This is a genomic window from Agrobacterium vitis (assembly GCF_013337045.2).
Classification (GTDB): domain Bacteria; phylum Pseudomonadota; class Alphaproteobacteria; order Rhizobiales; family Rhizobiaceae; genus Allorhizobium; species Allorhizobium vitis_B.
The window spans coordinates 1503689-1518456 of sequence record NZ_CP118259.1 but is presented as its reverse complement, the minus strand read 5'-3'; the positions used below and the strand labels follow the sequence as shown (position 1 = coordinate 1518456).

Here is a 14768-nt window from a genome sequence, read left to right as displayed (position 1 = left end):
GCGGTCCTATCGACCGCCTCTAGGCCACCGCTGACGTCAGGCGGCAGCCTTGCGCCAACCGGCGGCAACCAGACCCGCACCGATCATCAGCGAACCACCGGTTCTGTTGACCCAGCGCTGCACATTAGGCTTGCGGATCGATTTGCGCGCCATCGACGCCATGATGGCATAGGTGGCGGCGTTCAGTGTAGCGAGCACCAGGAAGGTCGCTTCGAAAATCACCATCTGCAAGGCCAGCGGCTCGGCAGTGTTCAAGAACTGCGGCAGGAAGGCCACGAAGAACAAAATGCTTTTCGGGTTCAGCGCCGTCACCACATAGGTATGCAGGAAGATTTTCAGCGGTTGTTCTGCGGTCGGTGGATTTTCATCCGAAACCTCCTGGCTCACCATCACCGGCGCCCGCCAAAGTTTGACGCCGAGATAGATCAGATAGGCCGCGCCGATATATTTAAGCAGCGTGAAGATCATCGCCGAGGTGGCGAGAAGCGCACCGAGCCCCAGCATGGAGGCGGTCATGGCGGTAAAATCACCCAGAGCCACCCCCGCCACCGTAGCCTTGGCCACAGAACGCCCGTGTCCGAGCGCATAGGAAATTACCAGCACAATCGTCGGACCTGGAATAGCAAGAACGACGGCGGCAGTAGCAACAAATGCAAGCCAGATTTGAAATGTCATGGAACTCTCCTGAAAAAGCCTTCAGTCAGCAATCCATGAACGAACGAGTTTGGCAAGTGGCCTGATATGAAGTCTGTCAGGTTCAGTTTGAACCGGCAAACTCTACTTTAATTGCTCGGCAAGGAATCGGGCTGCCCGTTCGTGGGCTTGTTTCGCGAGAGGCGTTTCTGGTTTCAGAAAAAAGTCATGGCTTCCGCCATCAAATATCGAGAATTCAGCCTCTGTTCCCAGGGATTTGGCCTGTTCTGCTAATGCCTTTGCCATTGAGACAGGAAACACGCGGTCTTCACTACCCCAGACGATCAGGAGGGGAGGAAACGCGCGAACGGATTGAGAATAACCAGCGGGGAAACCACCGTCCACGAGCACCAGGGCATTGGCATCCTGTCGGTTTACTGTTGCCGTGACGGCAATTTGCGCGCCCAGCGAAATTCCGAGAACACCGATTTTCCGATCCTTTGGAGATTGTCTCTTGAGAAACAGCAGAGCGTCGCGGACAGCAGCTCTCCATTGGGCCATGTGGCTTGTGTAATATTGGATACGGCCTGCTGCACCCTTCGCATGGCCAATGGCGGTCAAATCCTCAGTTGAAACGGCATGGACGAGATAGGCATCGAGCCCCGCCTTATCGAGGCTTTGAGCCAGATCGTCATAGGCTGCCGATCGGAAGCCTTTGCTGCCGCTCAGGATGATAACGGCTGGGCGCTTCTGAGGTGCGCGCCTCTCGAATGCATCTATTGCGATGTCGCCCTGAGTCGTCTTGATCATCGCCGTTTGACGGTCGTTTGCCTGTGACGGGCTGCAAGCGATGAAAGCCAGACACAAGACCGTCGTGACCAATAGAAAAACGGTAGAACGAGAGCGACGCGGCATTACTCGTCCTCCACCGCCAGACTGGCCTGCGGGCCGGAGGCGACGGCGGGTGGGAGGGGGACGCCCTTGGTTCTTTCCCGCATCAGGGTAATCAGGCCGGAGCCGATAATCAGGGTGATGCCGACCAGCATGGGCATGTCGATATGGTCGCCGAAGATCAGGTAGCCAAACAGAATGGCCCAGAGCATCTGGCTATATTGTGCTGGCCCCAGCACGGCGGCCGGAGCAAAGCGGGTCGCCAGCATCATCAGCACAGTGGCCAGGGCCGCAAACAGGCCGTAGCTGAGCAGCAACAGCCAGTCCGTTCCCTGCGGCCAGGAGAAGGCGGGCAGCATGGCGATGCCGGAAATGATGATGGTGCCGAAGGCGCCAGCGCCGTAGAGCGACGTGGATTTTTCACGCGGGCCGATGGCGCGGTAGACGACGATGGAAATCGCCCCACCCAACCCGCCGATGACGGCGCCGAGATGGCCGATCGATAGTTCTCTGAAACCGGGACGCAGCACCACCAGCACGCCGATAAATCCGAGGATGACCGCGCTCCAGCGGCGGATGCCGACCTGTTCCTTGAGGAACACCACCGACATGATGGTGACGAAGCAGGGCAAAAGGAAAATCAGACAGAAGGCCTCGGCCATCGACAGATGGGTGAAGGCGGTCACAGCACCAATGGCACTGGTGCCTGACGCGAAGAAGCGCAGCAGCCAGAGCTTCAGGTTGGAGGTCCTGAACACATCCGTCAGCGCATCGCCGCGCTTCAGTAGAAAGGGCAGGGCAGCCAGACCGAACAGCGATCCGAAGAAGGCTGATTCGAACGGACTGATTCGGCCATCCACAAGTTTGACCGATGCATCACTGATGGCGAAGGCCGCAAAGGCCGCAAAAGCGAGCGCAAGGCCGCGAGGTGTCGTATCGGAGGTCACGAGCGGGTCGTCCTGGAGTTTGGCCGGGGAAATCCGTCATCCGTTTTCCACCGGCAGGGGGCCTCTCGTGAGTATGGCCGATATTGCGTTGCGTCAATTCAGTTTCGACTGTTCGACTGTCTTTTCAGCGGCGATGTCGCGCAGGGCATTGGCCAGAATGTCAGTCGGCTGGGCGCCACTCACGGCATATTTCTGGTCGATGATGAAGAAAGGCACACCATTGACCCCCATTTTCTGCGCGGCGTCGATTTCATCGATCACCATGTCCTTATCGGCATCGCCTGCCAGCAGGGCCTGCATCACCTTGCGGTCCAGCCCTGCCTCCTGGGTGATATCCAGCAGGACCGCGTGGTCGCCGATATTGCGACCATCCTCAAAAAATGCCTTGAACAGGCTAGAGACCACGGCACTCTGCGCCTCACGGCTCTCCAGTCCGGCCCAATGGATCAGTCGATGCGCATCCAGCGTATTGGGACCGATCTTGACCGCATCGAAATTGAAGGCAATGCCAACCTCGCGGCCAAGCTCGGCCAATTTCTGAAGGCTGCGGTCCATGTTTTCCTTGCCGCCAAACTTCTTGGTGAGTTCCGCTTGCTGATCAACGCCTTCGGGCGGATAGTCCGGATTAAGCCGGTAAGGGCGCCAGTTTACGTCGATACTAACAGTGTCCTGCACCTCGGCAATGGCCAGGTCCAGCCGGGCCTTGCCCAGATAGCACCACGGGCAGACGACATCGGACACGAGATCGATGGTAATGCGTTGCATAAAAGGGTCTCCATCGGTATGCGGCAGCGATGACACGCCGCAGATCCGTGCGCAGTCAGCGCACGGTGGTTGAATTCATTGCGCCCTGGCGTCCCACCACGTGGGGAGTTGATAGCCCAGCATCGGCACTTGGTCAGGCCTTGCGATGCGCTTCCAGCGCGCCAGCCATTGCTCGCCATTATAATAGAGTGGCACCACATAATGCCCCGCCACCAGAAGGCGATCGAGGGCCCGCACGCTGGCCTGATAGTCCTCCAGGCTTCTGGCATTGACCATGGTGTTCAACACCCGGTCGATATCCGGATTGGCCACACCGGCATAATTGAAACTGCTCTGCTGATCCCGGGCAACGGAGCCCCAGCGGTTGAATTGTTCGATACCGGGAGTCAGCGTCGAAGGATAGGCCATGACGACCATGTCATAATCGAAGCTGTTGGAGCGCGCCTGATATTGCGCGTCATCCACCGTGCGGATGGTCATGCCGATGCCGATCAGCCGCAAGGTGCGCTGATAGGCAAGCGCCATTTTCTCCTGGCCGACATTCTGGGTCATCACCTCGAAGGACAGTGGCTTGCCCTGGGCATCGACCATTTTACCATCATTGATCGAATAGCCAGCCTGGCTGAGCAGCGCGACGGCCTGGCGCAGAATATTACGGTCAGCGCCTGAACCATCGGAAATCGGCAGGGTATAGGTACCCGCCAGGATTTCCGGGGCAATGGTGTTGCGTGCATTGCCGAGGATTGCCAGTTCGCGGTCGTCAGCGGCATGGCCAAAGGCGCCGAGCGGCGAATTCTGCCAGTAACTCTGGATTCGCTTGAAAGCGTTGCCGTAGATGTTCTTGTTGACCCACTCGAAGTCGAAGGCGAGCGTCAGCGCTTCGCGCACCTTCACATCGGCAAAGATCGGGCGGCGGGTGTTGAACACGAATCCCAGCATGCCCGTCGGTTTTTGCGGGGTAAAGGTTTCGCGCACAACATCGCCATTCACGGCTGCGGGGAAATTATAAGCCCGCAGCCAATGCGCCGAATCACCATCAGGGTAAAGATCGATCTCACCCTTCTTGAAGGCTTCGAACAGCGTGCTGTCCTGCAAGAAATAGGTTACGCTGACTTCATCGTAATTATCGAAGCCCACCTTCGAGGGAAGATCCTTGCCCCAATAATTCGGATCGCGCTGATAGGTAATCCGCTCGCCGGGGCGGATATCCTTGATCTTATAGGGGCCGGAGCCAACAGGCACATTCAGCGACGATTGTTCGAAACGATCAGGATCGATGGCATGCTTTGGCAGGATTGGCGTTGCATAGGCCAGAAGCAGCGGAATTTCCCGGTCGGCCTTGTCGTTGAAGGTGAAGCGAACGCTATGCTCGCCAATCTTTTCCATCTTGGCAACGCCGTTCAACCGCTTGTCGAAAGGCGAACGGCCTTTCTGCTGGAGGATCTGGAACGTGAAAATCACGTCATCCGGCGTCACCGGCTGGCCATCGTGCCAGCGGGCCTTTGGGTTGAGGTTGAACTGGATGAAGCTGCGGGCATCATCCCACTCGACGCTTTGCGCCAGAAGACCGTAGAGCGTGTAGGGCTCACCGGCCGAGCGCGTCATCAGCGTCTCATAAAACAGGTTGCCGTATTCCGGGTCCCAGATGCCGCGCGCCGTTGTGCGCATGCCCTTGATGACAAAGGGGTTGAAGCTGTCGAACGTGCCAACCACGCCGTAAGAGATCCGACCGCCCTTCTTTACGTCAGGGTTGACGTAAGGCAAGTGCTTGTAATCGGCGGACAGGGCGGGTTTGCCATACATGGATATGGCATTGACGGGCTCGGCCAAGGTAGCCGATGCGGCAAACAAGCCGCAGAACGGCAGGACCAGCAGGGTCGACAAAAGACGCCGCAAACCATTTCCTCTCGAGATCAGTATTTTTAATTTCGCGGCAAATTATCACGAACTGCCGGAAAGCCAACCGCTATGGCACAATTCCTGCTATGGAAGCGCCATGTAAGTGAATGGATGAAATTGTCCAGTAAAACAAATGGCGCGTGCGCTCATTCGTTCCATAAATTGGACGCATCTTTCGCAAACACCAAAGAAGCACTGGATATTCGCAGCGATGCGCTGTAACAGGATCACCACACACATCGGGTCATCTATTTGCCTCATTTAAAACCCAGGGGATGAACGAATAGGCCGATCTAATCGGGTGAGAACTTCGGTTCGACAAAAGTTTTCAGGAGACGGATCTCGTTATGACGTTTACAGCAGCCAAAACCGCGCGTGCGGCACTCTCCGCTCTCGTTCTCTCCACTGGCTTTGCTGGCGCATCCTTTGCCCAGCAGCCCGCTGGCGATGCCGGCTTGCCGCCGCAGGGTTGGTTCAAGACCTGCGCCAAGCAGGAAGACAACGATATCTGCACGGTGCAGAACATTCAGGTCGCGCAGAACCGCCAGATGATTATCGCCGTGGCGATCATTTCCATCGAAGGCAAGATGAACCGCAAGCTGATGCAGGTTTCCGTGCCTTCCGCACGGCTCGTTCCTCCGGGCGTCGTTTTGCAGATCGACGGCGGCAAGGGCCAGAAGATCGATTACGCCGTATGCTTCCCGGACCGTTGCACAGCTGAAATTCCGCTGACGGACGCAATGATTGCCAGCCTGAAGAAGGGCCATGACGTGGTGTTCACTTCGATGAACTTCCGCCGCGTTCCAAACCCGATCAAGATTTCGCTGGATGGCTTTACCGGTTCCTACGATGGCCCGGCTATCACTCAGTCCCAGGCGCAGGAGCGCCAGCGTCTGCTGGAAGAAGCCATGCAGAAGAAGAACGAAGAATCGCAGAAGGCCCTGGAAGACGCCCAGAAGGCCGCCAAGGAAACCAAATAATCGGTTGTTCCTTTGCTTCATTGAAAAAGCCCCGGTCGTTTAGCGACCGGGGCTTTTTTATAGGAGATAATGTCAGCCGCTCAGTGAGCCAAATTCATCCGCGGCTTGTAATGACCGGCCTGCTCTTCCACGAAGATCTGGTTGATATGCGGATTGCGCAGCGGTTCGCCGCTTTCGTCTGTCTCCAGATTTTGCTCGGAGACATAGGCGACGTATTCCGTCTCGGCATTTTCAGCCAGCAGGTGATAGAAGGGCTGATCCTTGCTGGGCCGCAATTCTGCGGGGATCGCATTCCACCATTCTTCCGTATTGGCGAATTCCGGATCGACGTCGAAAACGACGCCGCGAAACGGAAATACCTTGTGACGAACAATGTCACCGATTCCAAACTTTGCGTTGCGTTGTTTCATGGCTTTGTTTCCTTTCGTCAAATATTTGGGAAACGGGACAACGAACATCAAGGGCCTCGACATGGTTTTGTCACAAAACGGCTGAGGCATGGCCGTCTGGTTTAGCGAAATATGCAATCGTAAAAAATACCAATGATACTGCAATAAAAAAAGCCGGCAGGGTTGCTGCCGGCTTTGGTGTCGATCGGATCAGACCGAGTAGTACATGTCGTATTCCACCGGATGAGGTGTCATGTCGTAACGCATGACTTCCTGCATCTTGATGTCGATGAAGGCGTCGATCTGGTCGTCGTCGAAGACGCCGCCCGCGGTCAGGAACTTGCGATCCTTGTCGAGGCTTTCCAACGCTTCGCGCAAGCTAGCGCAGACCGTCGGGATCTTCTTCAATTCCTTCGGCGGCAGGTCATAGAGATCCTTGTCCATGGCCTTGCCAGGATGGATCTTGTTCTTGATGCCATCGAGACCAGCCATCAACATGGCGGCAAACCCGAGATAGGGGTTGGCGGTCGGGTCAGGGAAGCGAACTTCGACGCGCTTTGCCTTCGGATTGGAGCCGAACGGAATGCGGCAGGAAGCAGAACGGTTGCGGGCGGAATAGGCCAGCAGAACCGGTGCTTCATAGCCAGGCACCAAACGCTTGTAGGAGTTGGTCGAGGGGTTGGTGAAGGCATTCAGTGCCTTGGCATGCTTGATGATGCCGCCGATGTAGTAGAGGCAGCTTTCCGACAGACCGGCATATTCATCACCGGCGAAGGTTGGCTTGCCATCCTTCCAGATCGACTGATGCACATGCATGCCCGAGCCATTGTCGCCAAAGATCGGCTTCGGCATGAAGGTTGCGGTCTTGCCATAGGCATTGGCAACCTGATGCACGACATATTTATAGATCTGCATCTTGTCGGCGTTGCGCACCAGCGTATCGAACTTGATGCCAAGCTCGTGCTGGGCGGCGGCGACTTCGTGGTGGTGCTTTTCGACGGTCACGCCCATTTCGGACAGAACCGTCAGCATTTCCGAGCGCATGTCCTGGCAGCTGTCGATCGGCGGAACCGGGAAATAGCCGCCCTTGACGCGCGGACGGTGGCCGAGATTGCCGGTTTCATAGTCGGTATCGTCGTTGGACGGCAATTCGGTGGAATCGAGCTTGAAGCCGGTATTGTAAGGATCGGCCTTGTATTTCACGTCATCGAAAATGAAGAATTCAGCTTCCGGGCCAAAAAATGCCGTGTCGCCGATACCCGACGCCTTGAGATAGGCTTCCGCCTTCTTGGCCGTGCCGCGCGGATCGCGGTTATAGGCTTCACCGGAAACCGGATCGAGAATATCGCAGAGAATGACCATGGTCGACTGGGCGAAGAACGGGTCCATATGCACCGTTTCCACGTCCGGCATCAGCACCATGTCGGATTCGTTGATCGCCTTCCAGCCAGCGATGGAGGAGCCGTCGAACATCACGCCATCGGCGAACATGTCTTCATCGACACAGACGATGTCCATGGTGACATGCTGCAACTTGCCCTTTGGGTCAGTAAACCTGAGATCGACAAATTTTACGTCGTTGTCTTTGATTTGTTTAAGAATATCCTGTGCGGTCGTCATTAGGTTTGTTCCTCGATTTGATGACGATTATAAGACCCGACCTCCCTCAGCCGGGCCGCATTCAAATAGCGTCGACGCCGGTTTCGCCGGTTCTGATCCGGACGACTTCCTCGACGTTGGAAACGAAAATCTTTCCATCGCCAATGCGCCCTGTTTGCGCGGCATTGCGGATCGCGTCGATAACCGCCTCGACATTTTCATCGGCCAGCACGACTTCAACCTTCACTTTAGGCAGAAAGTCGACCACGTATTCGGCGCCGCGATACAGCTCCGTATGGCCCTTTTGCCGTCCAAAACCCTTGGCTTCCGTGACCGTTATGCCTTGCAATCCTACTTCCTGAAGGGCTTCCTTCACTTCGTCCAGCTTGAAAGGCTTTATGATCGCTTCGATCTTTTTCATGAGAAAATTTCTCTCCGCTTCCCTCATTGATGCAGGTAACACCTGTTTGCCCTGCGTTGATGCACTTACCGTGCCAATTTGGTCCGCGAATTGCGAAAAAAACAGAAAATCACCCGCATTGCCGAAACAGTTTTGCCTAAACCCGGGCAAAACACCAGAGCTAAGTGCCTATTTTTTGTGAGAATTAGTCAGATTGAATTTTTTGCTGATTTTATGAATTGCGCAGATTTTTTGCATAAATTCATGCCATTTCGATAGGCAAATGCACAATAAATATCCAATATAAATTTCCTCAACGCCATTGCCGTTTGCTGCGGCTTTCGATTTGATATTTGCATGATGCAAACATCTTTTCATCACCTGATTTCTCCCTCTTCCATGGCCCTGGTGGACCGCGATGCGGCCAACTCAGGGATCGATAGTTATGGGTTGATGCGCAAAGCCGGTTCTGCCGTGGCGGCAGCGGCGCTCCGGCTTTTCCCGCAGGCGCTGAGGGCGGCGGTGCTGTGTGGGCCGGGAAATAATGGCGGTGACGGCTATATCGCCGCGCAGGCGCTGCGGGTATCAGGCGTTTCTGTTCAGGTCTTTTGCCTGGATGAACCGGAGAAGTTGAATGGAGATGCGGCCCTGGCCTTTGCCGACTACCAGGGCAAGGTCGAACCACTGGCGCTCTATCAGCCCAAGGAGGGCGATCTGGTAGTGGATGCGTTGTTCGGTGCTGGTCTGGCGCGCGACCTGCCTTCGCCGGTGTTGGTGCTGATCGAGCGGGTCAACCAGGCCGGTGTTCCTGTTCTGGCGGTCGATCTGCCCTCTGGTGTCGATGGTCGCACGGGCCAGCCCCGTCCGGTGGCGTTTCAGGCGATCCATACGGTGACATTCATGGCAAGAAAACCGGGACATGTGCTGCTGCCGGGACGGTCGCTCTGCGGCGCAGTGGAGATCTACGACATTGGCATTCCGCGTCGCATCGTTGATCGACATCGAGGCGAGGTTGCCGTTAATCATCCCGATTTATGGGAACATCTCCTGCCAAAGGTCTCCGGCGCCAGCCATAAATTCACCCGAGGCCATCTCACAGTATTTTCCGGTCGCGCCAGCGCAACAGGCGCCGCCCGGCTGTCCGCCACCGCGGGATTGAAGGCCGGAGCGGGACTGGTGACGCTGGCCTCACCGGCCAGTGCCGTCCTTGTCAACGCCGCCCAGACCACAGCCGTAATGGTGAAGACCGTCGATGATCTTGACGACCTTGAAGACTATCTGACCGACCAGCGGATGAGCGCCTTTGTGCTTGGACCCGGTTTCGGGATTGGCGAAAAGGCGCGGGCATTTACCCTCTCGCTGTCCAAACGCAGGCTGGTTCTCGATGCCGACGGTATTTCATCGTTCAGGGAGCAACCAGACGAACTGTTCCATGCATTTTCCGGCGATGAAACCCGCTTGGTCCTGACGCCGCATGAAGGCGAGTTCGCTCGCTTGTTTGCCGATATTGTCGGTGACAAGACGTTGGGCAAAGTCGAAAAGGCCCAGGCCGCTGCCAGAAAAGCCAATGCCGCCGTGGTCTACAAAGGCGCTGACACAGTGATTGCCGCCCCCGATGGCCGGGCGATGATCAACGAAAATGCGCCGCCCTGGCTTGCCACTGCCGGTTCCGGCGATGTGTTGGCCGGGATCATCGGCGGACTATTGGCGCAAGGCGTTCCGGCCTTTGAGGCGGCAGCGGCAGGTGTCTGGCTGCATGCGGAAACGGGCGCAAGGCTCGGCGAGGGATTGACGGCGGAGGATCTCGCTGCGGCTGTGCGGCCCTTTCGCCCAGGCTAAAACACCAGCATCATGGCGACACGGCGAAGTGGATTGAGGCCCTTCGACACTTCTGCGGTAAGAATCCCTTTCAGCCGGGCGGGACAGGCGTCCCCCTCAACGGCGTGAAACCCAAGAGAAGCATAAAAGGGCGCGTTGAAAGGAGCAAAACGATCTGTTGTCAGCGTGGAACCCACGAGATGTCTGGACCGTCCTTCGTTAAGCAAAGCATTTATCAGTCGCCGCCCAATTCCCCGCCGCTGCCATTGCGGATGAACATCCACTTCTCCTATGTGCAGCCAGCCCTCGCGAACATAGCCACCAGCATATCCGACCGGACTCTCCGCTCCATCGAAAGCAGCCAGAAGCAGACCGGCATCGAGATAAACCAGCAATTCCTCGTCACTACTTGCAGCAGGGTCGCCTGTTACGGCCCCAGCAGCCCGAAGGGTTTCGAATGAGGCCAATTCCACATTTCGCAAGCTGCAAAAATGTTGCCTCTTCGCGGGACCGATATGGATCGTATCAGCAGGGTCGCCTATGGGTGCTCTCATCATCAGAACCTCAGCTCGATAGCGCTTTCTGAAGCAATTGAGCGCCATTCGGCGCATTGACCTTGCCGCCCGTGATGAAAAACGCAAAGACATCGCGTGGCTTTTTATCCGCAATCCGTTGCGGCGCGATCAACGGCAAATCCTGCGGCACACCGCCTTCGGCATAGGCGGAAAACCGCTTTGACCAGTCCTTCACCTGAGCTTCAGGATAGCAGGTCTTGACCTCATCTGTTCCCTTTTGCAGCCGGGCATAGACGAAATCCGCTGTGACATCGGCAAACATCGGATAATCGTGGTGGTCGGCACAGACTGCGGCGACGCCATGACGCTCCAGCATGGCGATAAAGTCCGGCGTCTGGAACGAAGCATGGCGCGGCTCGACCACATGCCGCAGCGCCAAACCATCAAGGGTTTTCGGCAGGAGGGACAGAAACCCCTCGAAATCCTCAGGTTCGAACTTTTTCGTTGCCATGAATTGCCAAAGGATAGGGCCAAGGTGGTGACCAAGTTCCGCGATACCCTGGTTCAGAAACTTCTCAATAGACGGACCGGCCTCGGCCAGGATCTTGCGATTGGTGCAATAACGGCTGGCTTTCAGCGAAAAGACGAACTCGTCAGGCACGTCAGAGGCCCATTTGGCAAAGGTCTCCGGCTTCTGGCTGGAATAATAGGTGCCGTTGACTTCAATGGCCGTGAGCTGGCGGCTTGCATGTTCCAGCTGCCGCTTCTTCGGCAGCTTTTCAGGATAGAACGTGCCTTCCCAAGGTTCGAAAGTCCAACCGCCGATGCCGGTACGGATTGTGCCTGCGGTCATCTGCCCACTCCTTGTTGATCGCTATTCTGCGGCTTGCGGCTTCTTCATCGGACGGCGCTCCAGCAACTCCCTGAGGAAGTGGCCGGTGTAGGACGCCTCAACCTTGACGATCTCTTCCGGCGTGCCTTGGGCGACGATCTGGCCGCCGCCATCGCCGCCTTCGGGGCCGAAATCGATGATGTGATCGGCAGTCTTGATCACTTCGAGATTGTGCTCGATGACCACGACTGAATTGCCCTGATCGACCAGTTCCTGAAGCATTTCCAAGAGCTTGGCGACGTCGTGAAAATGCAGGCCGGTCGTGGGTTCATCAAGGATATACAGCGTGCGACCCGTCGATTTCTTCGAAAGCTCCTTGGCGAGCTTGATGCGCTGGGCTTCACCGCCCGACAGCGTATTGGCCTGTTGTCCGACCTTGATATAGCCAAGGCCGACATCAAACAGCGCTTGCAGCTTGTCGCGCACCGCAGGTACTGCCGAGAAAAACTCGACACCTTCCTCGACCGTCATGTCCAGCACGTCGGCAATCGACTTGGTTTTGAAGGTCACATCAAGCGTTTCGCGATTATAGCGCTTACCGTGGCAGACGTCGCAGGTGACATAGACATCCGGTAGGAAATGCATTTCGATCTTGATGACACCATCGCCCTGGCAGGCTTCACAACGTCCGCCCTTGACGTTGAAGGAAAAGCGGCCGGGCTGATAACCGCGCGCCTTGGCCTCCGGCAGACCGGAAAACCAGTCGCGGATCGGGGTAAATGCGCCGGTATAGGTGGCGGGGTTGGAGCGCGGCGTGCGGCCAATCGGCGACTGGTCGATATCAATCACCTTATCGATGAATTCGAAACCATCGATCCGGTCATGATCGGCAGGATTTTCCCGGGCGCCCATTACCCGTCGTGCTGCGGCTTTATATAATGTCTCGATCAAGAATGTTGACTTGCCGCCGCCGGAAACGCCGGTAACGGCGGTAAACACACCAAGCGGAATGGCCGCTGTGACATTCTTCAGATTGTTGCCCCGGGCGCCGATCACCTTGATCTGCTGGCCCTTCTTGGGCTTGCGCCGCGCCGGCGGTACTTTAACGCCGAGTTCACCGGTCAGATATTTGCCGGTCAGGGACTTGCCATTCGCCATGATGTCCTGCGGACTGCCCTTGGCGATCACCTGGCCACCATGAATGCCTGCCGCAGGCCCGATATCGACCACATAATCGGCAGCCAGAATGGCGTCCTCGTCATGCTCGACGACGATTACCGTATTGCCGATATCGCGCAGGTGTTTGAGCGTATCGAGAAGCCGGGCATTGTCGCGCTGATGCAGGCCAATCGAAGGTTCATCCAGCACATAAAGCACGCCGGTCAGGCCTGAACCGATCTGTGAGGCAAGCCGGATACGCTGGCTTTCTCCGCCTGACAGAGTGCCGGAGTTACGCGACAGGCTGAGATAGTCCAGCCCGACATCGTTGAGGAAGCTCAGGCGCTCGCGGATTTCCTTGAGAATACGAACGGCAATTTCATTCTGCTTGTCGGTCAGCAGACCAGGCAGGGTCTCGAACCAGCCGCCGGCAACCCGGATCGACATTTCCGTCACCTGGCCGATATGCAGGCCGTTGATTTTCACCGCCAGCGCTTCGGGTTTCAGCCTGAAACCTTTGCAGGCAGGGCAGGGCGCAGCGGACATGTAGCGCTCGATTTCTTCCCGCGCCCAGGCGCTATCGGTTTCCTTCCAGCGGCGCTCCAGGTTTGGCACGATGCCTTCGAAGGTCTTTGTCGCGCTATAGGAGCGTGCGCCGTCGGCGTAGTGAAACTCGATCTTTTCTTCCGTGCCGTGCAGGATGGATTTCTGCGCTTCGGCGCTCAGCTCAGACCATTTGCTGGTCAGCTTGAAGCCAAAAGCCTTGCCAAGACCTTCAAGGGTCTGGTCGTAATAAGGCGAGCTGGATTTCGCCCAAGGTGCAATCGCGCCGTCCTTCAACCGCTTGTCGGCTTCGGGAATGATCAGCGCTTCATCGATCTTCTGCTGAAAGCCGAGGCCGTCGCAGGTTGGGCAAGCGCCGAACGGATTGTTGAAGGAAAACAACCGTGGCTCGATTTCCGGAATGGTAAAGCCGGAGACCGGGCAGGCGAATTTTTCCGAAAACAGCACCCGCTCATGGGTCTCGTTCAACGATTTATTGGCGGAGCCGCCAGCCGATGTTTCATTGGCCGGCAGCGGCTTGTCGGCAAATTCGGCGACCGCCAGCCCATCGGCAAGGCGAAGGCAGGTTTCCAGACTGTCCGCCAGCCGCGAGGCCATGTCGGCCCGCACCACAACGCGGTCAACGACGATGTCGATATCGTGCTTGTATTTCTTGTCGAGGGTGGGTGCCTCGGCGATTTCATAGAACTGGCCATCGATCTTGACGCGCTGGAAGCCCTTCTTCATCAACTCAGCGAGTTCTTTCTTGTACTCGCCCTTGCGACCCCGGATGATTGGCGCAAGAATATAAAGCCGCGTCCCTTCTTCAAAGGCCAGGACGCGGTCAACCATCTGGCTGACGGTCTGGCTCTCAATTGGCAGGCCGGTGGCTGGCGAATAGGGTACGCCGACGCGGGCAAACAGCAGGCGCATATAATCGTAGATTTCGGTGACGGTCCCGACCGTCGAGCGCGGATTGCGCGACGTGGTCTTCTGCTCGATGGAGATTGCCGGGGAAAGCCCTTCGATCAAGTCCACATCAGGCTTCTGCATCATCTCCAGGAACTGCCGGGCGTAGGCCGACAAGCTTTCAACATAGCGGCGTTGACCTTCGGCATAGATCGTATCGAAGGCCAGCGACGACTTTCCCGAGCCGGAAAGGCCGGTCATCACGATCAGGCTGTTGCGCGGCAGATCAAGGTCGATGCCCTTGAGATTGTGCTCGCGCGCACCACGGATGGAAATCGTCTTCAATTCGCTCATAACAAAACTCGGTTTGGGAGAGAGCCGCAGGCAGGAATGCCGCTCCTTATTTAGTCACTGCTGCCGTCCTGTCGAGACGGGTAGGTCGATTCTGCGTTCGATTCCGATAGAGTTGACTGCATCATACAAATTTATT

13 protein-coding genes are annotated in these 14768 nt (G+C 56.7%); 2 read left to right on the top strand and 11 right to left on the bottom strand.

Features of this window, described 5'->3' with window-relative positions:
- Positions 1–36 precede the first annotated feature (36 nt).
- The 5 genes from G6L01_RS07135 to G6L01_RS07115 all read right to left on the bottom strand — a co-directional run bounded on the left by G6L01_RS07135 (position 37) and on the right by G6L01_RS07115 (position 5132).
- Complete coding sequence (locus tag G6L01_RS07135) at positions 37–675, bottom strand: LysE family translocator (protein ID WP_071207204.1); 639 nt, start codon at positions 673–675, stop codon at positions 37–39.
- A gap of 102 nt (positions 676–777) precedes the next feature.
- On the bottom strand, positions 778–1548 hold the full coding sequence (locus G6L01_RS07130; RefSeq protein ID WP_070164770.1) for a dienelactone hydrolase family protein: 771 nt from the start codon (positions 1546–1548) through the stop codon (positions 778–780).
- Positions 1548–2471 (bottom strand): DMT family transporter, encoded by a 924-nt coding sequence (locus G6L01_RS07125; RefSeq protein WP_070164769.1) that lies wholly within the window; start codon positions 2469–2471, stop codon positions 1548–1550. The genes G6L01_RS07130 and G6L01_RS07125 overlap by 1 nt, the downstream gene beginning before the upstream one ends.
- A 93-nt stretch (positions 2472–2564) precedes the next feature.
- Positions 2565–3236 carry a DsbA family oxidoreductase gene (locus G6L01_RS07120; protein WP_070164768.1) on the bottom strand — a complete coding sequence of 224 codons (672 nt, stop codon included), beginning with the start codon at positions 3234–3236 and terminating at the stop codon, positions 2565–2567.
- A 75-nt stretch (positions 3237–3311) separates the two neighbouring features.
- Positions 3312–5132: an extracellular solute-binding protein gene (locus G6L01_RS07115; protein WP_070164767.1), complete on the bottom strand. Its 1821-nt coding sequence runs from the start codon at positions 5130–5132 to the stop codon at positions 3312–3314.
- 350 nt (positions 5133–5482) lie between these two features.
- Here G6L01_RS07115 and G6L01_RS07110 point away from each other — a divergent pair, with 350 nt between their 5' ends.
- Positions 5483–6115 (top strand): invasion associated locus B family protein, encoded by a 633-nt coding sequence (locus tag G6L01_RS07110; RefSeq protein ID WP_070164766.1) that lies wholly within the window; start codon positions 5483–5485, stop codon positions 6113–6115.
- An 80-nt stretch (positions 6116–6195) separates the two neighbouring features.
- Here the strand turns inward: G6L01_RS07110 and hspQ are convergent, their stop codons facing one another.
- From hspQ to G6L01_RS07095, 3 genes are all read right to left on the bottom strand, one after another.
- Positions 6196–6525, bottom strand: coding sequence for a heat shock protein HspQ (hspQ, locus tag G6L01_RS07105; protein ID WP_041697996.1), 330 nt, complete (start codon positions 6523–6525; stop codon positions 6196–6198).
- 189 nt (positions 6526–6714) lie between these two features.
- Positions 6715–8124: a type I glutamate--ammonia ligase gene (glnA, locus tag G6L01_RS07100; protein ID WP_070164765.1), complete on the bottom strand. Its 1410-nt coding sequence runs from the start codon at positions 8122–8124 to the stop codon at positions 6715–6717.
- A 61-nt stretch (positions 8125–8185) separates the two neighbouring features.
- Positions 8186–8524, bottom strand: coding sequence for a P-II family nitrogen regulator (locus tag G6L01_RS07095; protein ID WP_015916113.1), 339 nt, complete (start codon positions 8522–8524; stop codon positions 8186–8188).
- Positions 8525–8860: 336 nt separating this feature from the next.
- Between G6L01_RS07095 and G6L01_RS07090 the strand changes: the two genes are divergently transcribed.
- Complete coding sequence (locus tag G6L01_RS07090) at positions 8861–10342, top strand: bifunctional ADP-dependent NAD(P)H-hydrate dehydratase/NAD(P)H-hydrate epimerase (RefSeq protein WP_070164764.1); 1482 nt, start codon at positions 8861–8863, stop codon at positions 10340–10342.
- Here the strand turns inward: G6L01_RS07090 and G6L01_RS07085 are convergent.
- The 3 genes from G6L01_RS07085 to uvrA are packed head-to-tail and all read right to left on the bottom strand — an operon-like array spanning position 10339 to position 14632.
- Positions 10339–10878: a GNAT family N-acetyltransferase gene (locus tag G6L01_RS07085; RefSeq protein WP_070164763.1), complete on the bottom strand. Its 540-nt coding sequence runs from the start codon at positions 10876–10878 to the stop codon at positions 10339–10341. The two genes, G6L01_RS07090 and G6L01_RS07085, sit on opposite strands and share 4 nt — an antisense overlap.
- Before the next feature lie 7 nt (positions 10879–10885).
- The gene (locus G6L01_RS07080; protein WP_070164762.1) at positions 10886–11689 is read right to left on the bottom strand and encodes a DUF72 domain-containing protein; all 804 of its coding nucleotides are present in this window, start codon (positions 11687–11689) and stop codon (positions 10886–10888) included.
- Between the two features lie 21 nt (positions 11690–11710).
- On the bottom strand, positions 11711–14632 hold the full coding sequence (gene uvrA / locus G6L01_RS07075; protein ID WP_070164761.1) for an excinuclease ABC subunit UvrA: 2922 nt from the start codon (positions 14630–14632) through the stop codon (positions 11711–11713).
- Between the last annotated feature and the right edge of the window lie 136 nt (positions 14633–14768).

What these genes read in the sequence shown, in the direction of transcription:
- G6L01_RS07110 (WP_070164766.1), top strand. Translation starts at nt 5,483, where the DNA reads ATGACGTTTACAGCAGCCAAAACCGCGCGTGCGGCACTCTCCGCTCTC.
- glnA (WP_070164765.1), bottom strand. Translation starts at nt 8,124, where the DNA reads ATGACGACCGCACAGGATATTCTTAAACAAATCAAAGACAACGACGTA.
- G6L01_RS07130 (WP_070164770.1), bottom strand. Translation starts at nt 1,548, where the DNA reads ATGCCGCGTCGCTCTCGTTCTACCGTTTTTCTATTGGTCACGACGGTC.
- G6L01_RS07085 (WP_070164763.1), bottom strand. Translation starts at nt 10,878, where the DNA reads ATGATGAGAGCACCCATAGGCGACCCTGCTGATACGATCCATATCGGT.
- uvrA (WP_070164761.1), bottom strand. Translation starts at nt 14,632, where the DNA reads ATGAGCGAATTGAAGACGATTTCCATCCGTGGTGCGCGCGAGCACAAT.
- G6L01_RS07080 (WP_070164762.1), bottom strand. Translation starts at nt 11,689, where the DNA reads ATGACCGCAGGCACAATCCGTACCGGCATCGGCGGTTGGACTTTCGAA.
- hspQ (WP_041697996.1), bottom strand. Translation starts at nt 6,525, where the DNA reads ATGAAACAACGCAACGCAAAGTTTGGAATCGGTGACATTGTTCGTCAC.
- G6L01_RS07090 (WP_070164764.1), top strand. Translation starts at nt 8,861, where the DNA reads ATGATGCAAACATCTTTTCATCACCTGATTTCTCCCTCTTCCATGGCC.
- G6L01_RS07135 (WP_071207204.1), bottom strand. Translation starts at nt 675, where the DNA reads ATGACATTTCAAATCTGGCTTGCATTTGTTGCTACTGCCGCCGTCGTT.
- G6L01_RS07095 (WP_015916113.1), bottom strand. Translation starts at nt 8,524, where the DNA reads ATGAAAAAGATCGAAGCGATCATAAAGCCTTTCAAGCTGGACGAAGTG.
- G6L01_RS07120 (WP_070164768.1), bottom strand. Translation starts at nt 3,236, where the DNA reads ATGCAACGCATTACCATCGATCTCGTGTCCGATGTCGTCTGCCCGTGG.